Source organism: Carboxylicivirga longa (assembly GCF_050589825.1).
Lineage (GTDB): Bacteria > Bacteroidota > Bacteroidia > Bacteroidales > Marinilabiliaceae > Carboxylicivirga > Carboxylicivirga longa.
In genome coordinates, this window is record NZ_JBNGOZ010000076.1 from 1 (window position 1) to 677 (window position 677).

Here is a 677-nt window from a genome sequence, read left to right on the forward strand (position 1 = left end):
ATTTGGCGGAGCCGACCGAAGCTGCGAACCCTCCGAACTGCATTGAACGCCTTATGCGCTATGGCGGTTTGTTGGGCAACGTTATTTATCATTAAATTCACTTTTACAGTCCATAAACAAAATAACTGCAAAAAAGAACAGTGCTGAATTTTGTAATCAAAATCACAATAGTCTTATGGTTTATATCGGTATTATTAGATGGAATTTTCTTCTTTTAATTCTAGTTGATTTAAAATACGTTCTAATTCTATTTTTGAATTGTCATCGATTAATTCCGTATTGATTTTAAATTCCTGATTGCTTGTAATTAAAGTATATTGACCGTAAACCTTTTTAATTCGATGGATATTCTTAATATTGATGTTTTTTCCAAATAGACCATTCCTTTTTATAATATCTTTGTCTATTGTTAAATACTGGTTTGTTCTTTCATATAGATAAAGACCTATGTACAAAATTCCAACTATCAAGTAACCGTAATCACTCCATATTATCTTGTCTTTTGCAAGTAAGGAAAACATACCAAGGCATATCCAAAAAATTCCAAATCCTAAGTTTATATAAAGTCTGCTATTTTTAAATTTTATTCTCATTATTATTCCTTTTTGCTGATTTGACCATCAGTGTTAAAAATAAATCCATATTTTCTAAGGGATGTGGGGAATGTTGCCCAACGG

Annotated in this window: 1 protein-coding gene; it reads right to left on the reverse strand. The window is 30.7% G+C overall.

The features are described 5' to 3' along the window. Positions 1 to 194 precede the first annotated feature (194 nt). On the reverse strand, positions 195 to 593 hold the full coding sequence (locus ACRD7A_RS19115; protein WP_430812987.1) for a hypothetical protein: 399 nt from the start codon (positions 591 to 593) through the stop codon (positions 195 to 197). Positions 594 to 677 lie beyond the last annotated feature (84 nt).